Here is a 4,136-nt window from a genome sequence, read left to right as displayed (position 1 = left end):
GCCCACTCGATTGGTGGGGGTGGGGTGGGTGCCGGGGTCAGCTGGGGATGTAGTTGAACTCGTCGGGGTTGGGGCCGGTGCGCTCGTCGCGGTTCAGGGCGGTTATGGCGGTGACGTCGGCGTCGGTGAGCTCGAAGTCGAAGATGGCGAAGTTCTCCTCGACGCGGGCGCGCGTGACCGACTTCGGGAAGACGATGTCCCCGCGCTGGATGTGCCAGCGCAGCGTCACCTGGGCCGGGCTCTTGCCGAGACGGTCGGCGATGTCGACGATGGTGGAGTCGTCGAGCACCTTGCCCTGGGCGATGGGTGACCAGGCCTCGGTCGCGATGCCGTTGTCGGCGTTGAAGCTCCGCAGGACATCCTGAGTCAGATACGGGTGCACCTCGATCTGGTTGACCGCGGGAACGACCTCTGTCTCGTCGAAGAGGCGCTGCAGGTGGTGCTGCTGGAAGTTCGAGACGCCGATCGACTTCACGCGGCCCGAGGCGAGAATCTCCTCCATGGCCTTCCAGGTCTCGACGAAGTCGCCGACCTTCGGCAGCGGCCAGTGGATCAGGAACAGGTCGAGGTACTCGAAGCCCAGCGCCTCGAGGGTGCCGTCGAAGGCCTTCAGCGCGGCATCCCGCTCGTGGAATCCGTTGTTCAGCTTGCTCGTGACGTAGATGTCCTCGCGGGCGATGCCCGACGCGGCGACGGCCTGCCCGACCTCTTTCTCGTTGCCGTACATCTCGGCGGTGTCGATGTGGCGGTAGCCGACTTCGAGGGCGGCCAGTGTGGCCTCCTTCGTGTCGGCGGGGTCGATCTGGTAGGTGCCGAAGCCCAGCTGGGGGATCGTGACGCCGTTGTTCAGGGTGATGTTGGGAACAGTCATGGCTCCAACGCTACGCTCGCTGCGCTGTGAGCTGTCAATCGACACCTGCCCCTTGCGCTCGGGGCGGCTGGCGGCCGTTCTAGGCTTCAGTCATGAATCCGTTCCTCGCTCCGAGCACGCTGCCCTACGAACTGCCGCCGTTCGCGTCGATCGCCGACGAGCACTACCGCCCGGCGTTCGAGCAGGGGATGGCCGAGCACGCCGCCGAGATCGAGGCCCTGCTGGCGGTTCCGGATGCCGCGACCTTCGACAACACGATCGTGGCACTCGAGCGGACCGGGCAGACGCTGGCCCGCGTGTCGACGGTGTTCTTCAACCGGGCGTCGGCCGACAGCAGCGCGTTCACGGAGGAGCTCGAGGAGGAGCTGGCGCCGGTGCTGGCGGCGCACGCGGACGCGATCCGGCTCGATGCGCGGCTGTACGCGCGGGTGCGGGCGGTGGCGGAGGCGGAGGCGGCGGACGCGGCCGAGGCCGAGGCAGCCGACGGCGCCGCCCTCGACCCCGAGTCTCGCTATCTCGTCGAGCGCTACCTCTCAGACTTCACCCGGGCCGGTGCCGGGCTGAGCGACGACGCCAAGTCCACCCTGCGCGCCTGCAACCAGCGGCTCTCCACCCTCACGACGCGGTTCGAGAAGAACCTCCTCGCCGACACGAACGACCTCGCCGTCGTGGTCGACGATGTGCGCGAGCTCGACGGGCTCGACACCGGCCAGATCTCGGCCGCCGCCGAAGCCGCCCGCGAGCGGGGCCTCGATGGGAAGTTCGTCATCACCCTCGTGCTGCCGACCGGGCATCCGTATCTCGCCTCGCTCACCGACCGCGGGCTGCGGCGGCGCCTCATGGAGGCGTCGCGTTCGCGAGCGTCGCGGGGCGGCGAACACGACAACCGCCGGCTGGTGCTGGAGATCAGCCGCCTGCGCGCCCAGCGCGCCGAACTGCTCGGGTTCCCCTCGCATGCGGCCTACGTGACCTCCGATGAGACCGCGAAGACGCCGGCTGCGGTCGCGTCGATGCTCGGGATGCTCGCCGGGCCCGCCGCGCGGAACGCCCGCACCGAGCAGCAGGCGCTCGCCGCGCAGGCCGCTGCCGGGCATCCAGAACCCGACGCAGAGCTCGAAGCGGGGGACTGGGCCTTTTTCGCCGAGAAGGAGCGCAAGGCGCGGTACGACATCGACACCTCCGAGCTGCGCCCGTACTTCGAGGCCGAGCGAGTGCTGCAGAACGGGGTGTTCTGGGCGGCGACCCAGCTCTACGGGGTGACCTTCACCGAGCGGCCCGACCTGGTCGCCTACCACCCCAAGGCACGGGTCTTCGAGGTGCGCGATGAAGACGGCGAGGGAGTGGGGCTCTACATTCTCGACCTGTACACCCGCGACTCGAAGCGCGGCGGGGCCTGGATGAACTCCCTCAGCGCCCAGAATGAGCTGCTCGGCCAGCCGGCCGTCGTCACCAACAACCTCAATGTGCCGAAGCCCGCGGCCGGCACGCCCACCCTGCTGACCTTCTCGGAGGTGGGAACGCTCTTCCACGAGTTCGGGCACGCGCTGCACGGGCTGTTCGCGCGCGTCACGTACCCGACGTTCGCCGGCACACGGGTCGCCCGGGACTTCGTCGAATTCCCGAGCCAGGTCAACGAGATGTGGATGCTGTGGCCCGAGGTGCTCGCGAACTACGCGGTGCACCACCAGACGGGGGAGCCGATGCCGCTCGCGTTCGCCGCGCGGCTGCAGGAGTCGGCGACGTTCAACCAGGGCTTCGAGACGTCGGAGTACCTGGCGGCCGCGGTGCTCGACCAGGCGTGGCATGGGGTGGGGGCGGGCGGTGCGGCCGGTGCTGTCGCCGGTGACGCTGATGCCGCGGGTGCGGCTGCGGCTCCGGCGGATGTAGCGGTTGGCTCGGGTGGCTCGGGCGTCGACGGCGAACGGGATGCCGCGGGGGTCGGTGGCGGCGAGGGCGACCTCGATCGGGTGGCCGCGTTCGAGGCTGCGGCGCTCGCGGCCGCAGGGCTCGACAACCCTGCCGTGCCCACGCGGTACTCGAGCACCTACTTCGCGCACATCTTCTCCGGCGGATACTCGGCCGCCTACTACTCCTACATCTGGAGCGAGGTGCTCGACGCCGACACGGTCGAGTGGTTCCGTGAGAACGGCGGGCTGACCCGCGCCAACGGCTCCCGCTTCCGTGCCCGGCTGCTCGGTGTCGGCGGTTCGAAGGATCCGCTCGAGGCCTACGCCGACTTCCGCGGCCGCGCCGCCGACATCGCCCCGCTCCTCGCCCGCCGAGGCCTGACGCCCTGACCCGCCGCTGCTCCACCCCGCCAACCCCGCCAGCCCCTTCCCGGGGGCGTCTCCCATCGCGGTTTCGGCGGCGGCGAAGTCACCCCCGAGCGCGGGTGCGGGCGCGGAGGATGCCGTCGAGGCAAGCCGCGGCGGCTGCGCCGAGCAGGTAGGCCACCAGATCGAGGGCCGCGAAGGTGCTGCCGAGCAGCAGCGCGGCGGGCGGAAACCGCTCGGCGATCTGCTGGGGGACACCGGTCAGCTGGAACACCTCGATCGCGACGCAGAGCGCCAGCGCAATGCCGCCCACACCTGCGGACGGAAGCCGCGGTGCGATGAGGGCGACCACCAGGTACACCAGCACGGCGTAGAGCGCGTCGCCCGCGAAGTCCGCGCCCGGCCCCCGGAGCAGAAAGTGCACCGCGAGTCCTCCCGCCACCGTCGCGCCTGCCGCCCCCAGGAGCGCCAGCCGCCGGTGGCGCACCGCTCGGCCTCGCATCACGCCGCCTCGCGCCGACCGGCCGCTCACTGCAGGCCTCCCGCCGCGCGGCCGCCTGGTGTACGACCGCTCTGCGCACGAACCCTGTCGGATCGCGCCATCAGCGACACGTCGGCGGCATATCGGCCGGAGTAGGTTGGCGGCCACGACCGGCAGTCATGGCATCGGCCAGCTCGCGGCCGTCGAGGATGCGCTCTGTGTGTGCGGGGATTGCGGGCCTGCGCTGGGTGGCCGCGGGGTCGTCGGGCAGACGCTCTGTGATCGTGGGGATGGGGGGCATGCGCTCGGTGAACGAGGCGATGGCGTGCGGGACCGTGATCCGCCAGCGGGGGCTGAGCGGGCACGCGCTCCGTCGGCGCGGAGCGGGCGGGCACGAGCTGTGCGGGCACGGAGCGGGCGGGCACGAAATGTGCGGGCGCGGAGTGGGTGGGCGCGAGGGCGGCTGGTGGTCGCACGGCGGAGTCTGCGTCGGTGCGGGGCGGTCAGCCGG

3 protein-coding genes are annotated in these 4,136 nt (G+C 71.0%); 1 reads left to right on the top strand and 2 read right to left on the bottom strand.

Annotation, left to right across the window (positions count from 1 at the left end; all coding sequences use genetic code 11):
- Positions 1–37: 37 nt before the first annotated feature.
- Positions 38–871 carry an aldo/keto reductase gene (locus C5B96_RS10430; protein ID WP_104245308.1) on the bottom strand — a complete coding sequence of 278 codons (834 nt, stop codon included), beginning with the start codon at positions 869–871 and terminating at the stop codon, positions 38–40.
- Between the two features lie 92 nt (positions 872–963).
- Here C5B96_RS10430 and C5B96_RS10425 point away from each other — a divergent pair, with 92 nt between their 5' ends.
- Positions 964–3,168: a M3 family metallopeptidase gene (locus C5B96_RS10425; RefSeq protein WP_233189127.1), complete on the top strand. Its 2,205-nt coding sequence runs from the start codon at positions 964–966 to the stop codon at positions 3,166–3,168.
- 79 nt (positions 3,169–3,247) lie between these two features.
- Here the strand turns inward: C5B96_RS10425 and C5B96_RS10415 are convergent, their stop codons facing one another.
- Positions 3,248–3,646, bottom strand: coding sequence for a DUF2809 domain-containing protein (locus C5B96_RS10415; protein ID WP_104245307.1), 399 nt, complete (start codon positions 3,644–3,646; stop codon positions 3,248–3,250).
- Between the last annotated feature and the right edge of the window lie 490 nt (positions 3,647–4,136).

Source organism: Subtercola sp. Z020, assembly GCF_002931235.1.
In the GTDB taxonomy this organism is placed as follows: domain Bacteria; phylum Actinomycetota; class Actinomycetes; order Actinomycetales; family Microbacteriaceae; genus Subtercola.
This window is presented reverse-complemented; position numbering and strand designations above follow the sequence as displayed.

Bases quoted from the DNA above. Each gene is read 5' to 3' on its own strand.
- C5B96_RS10430 (WP_104245308.1), bottom strand. From the start codon at position 871: ATGACTGTTCCCAACATCACCCTGAACAACGGCGTCACGATCCCCCAG.
- C5B96_RS10425 (WP_233189127.1), top strand. From the start codon at position 964: ATGAATCCGTTCCTCGCTCCGAGCACGCTGCCCTACGAACTGCCGCCG.
- C5B96_RS10415 (WP_104245307.1), bottom strand. From the start codon at position 3,646: ATGCGAGGCCGAGCGGTGCGCCACCGGCGGCTGGCGCTCCTGGGGGCG.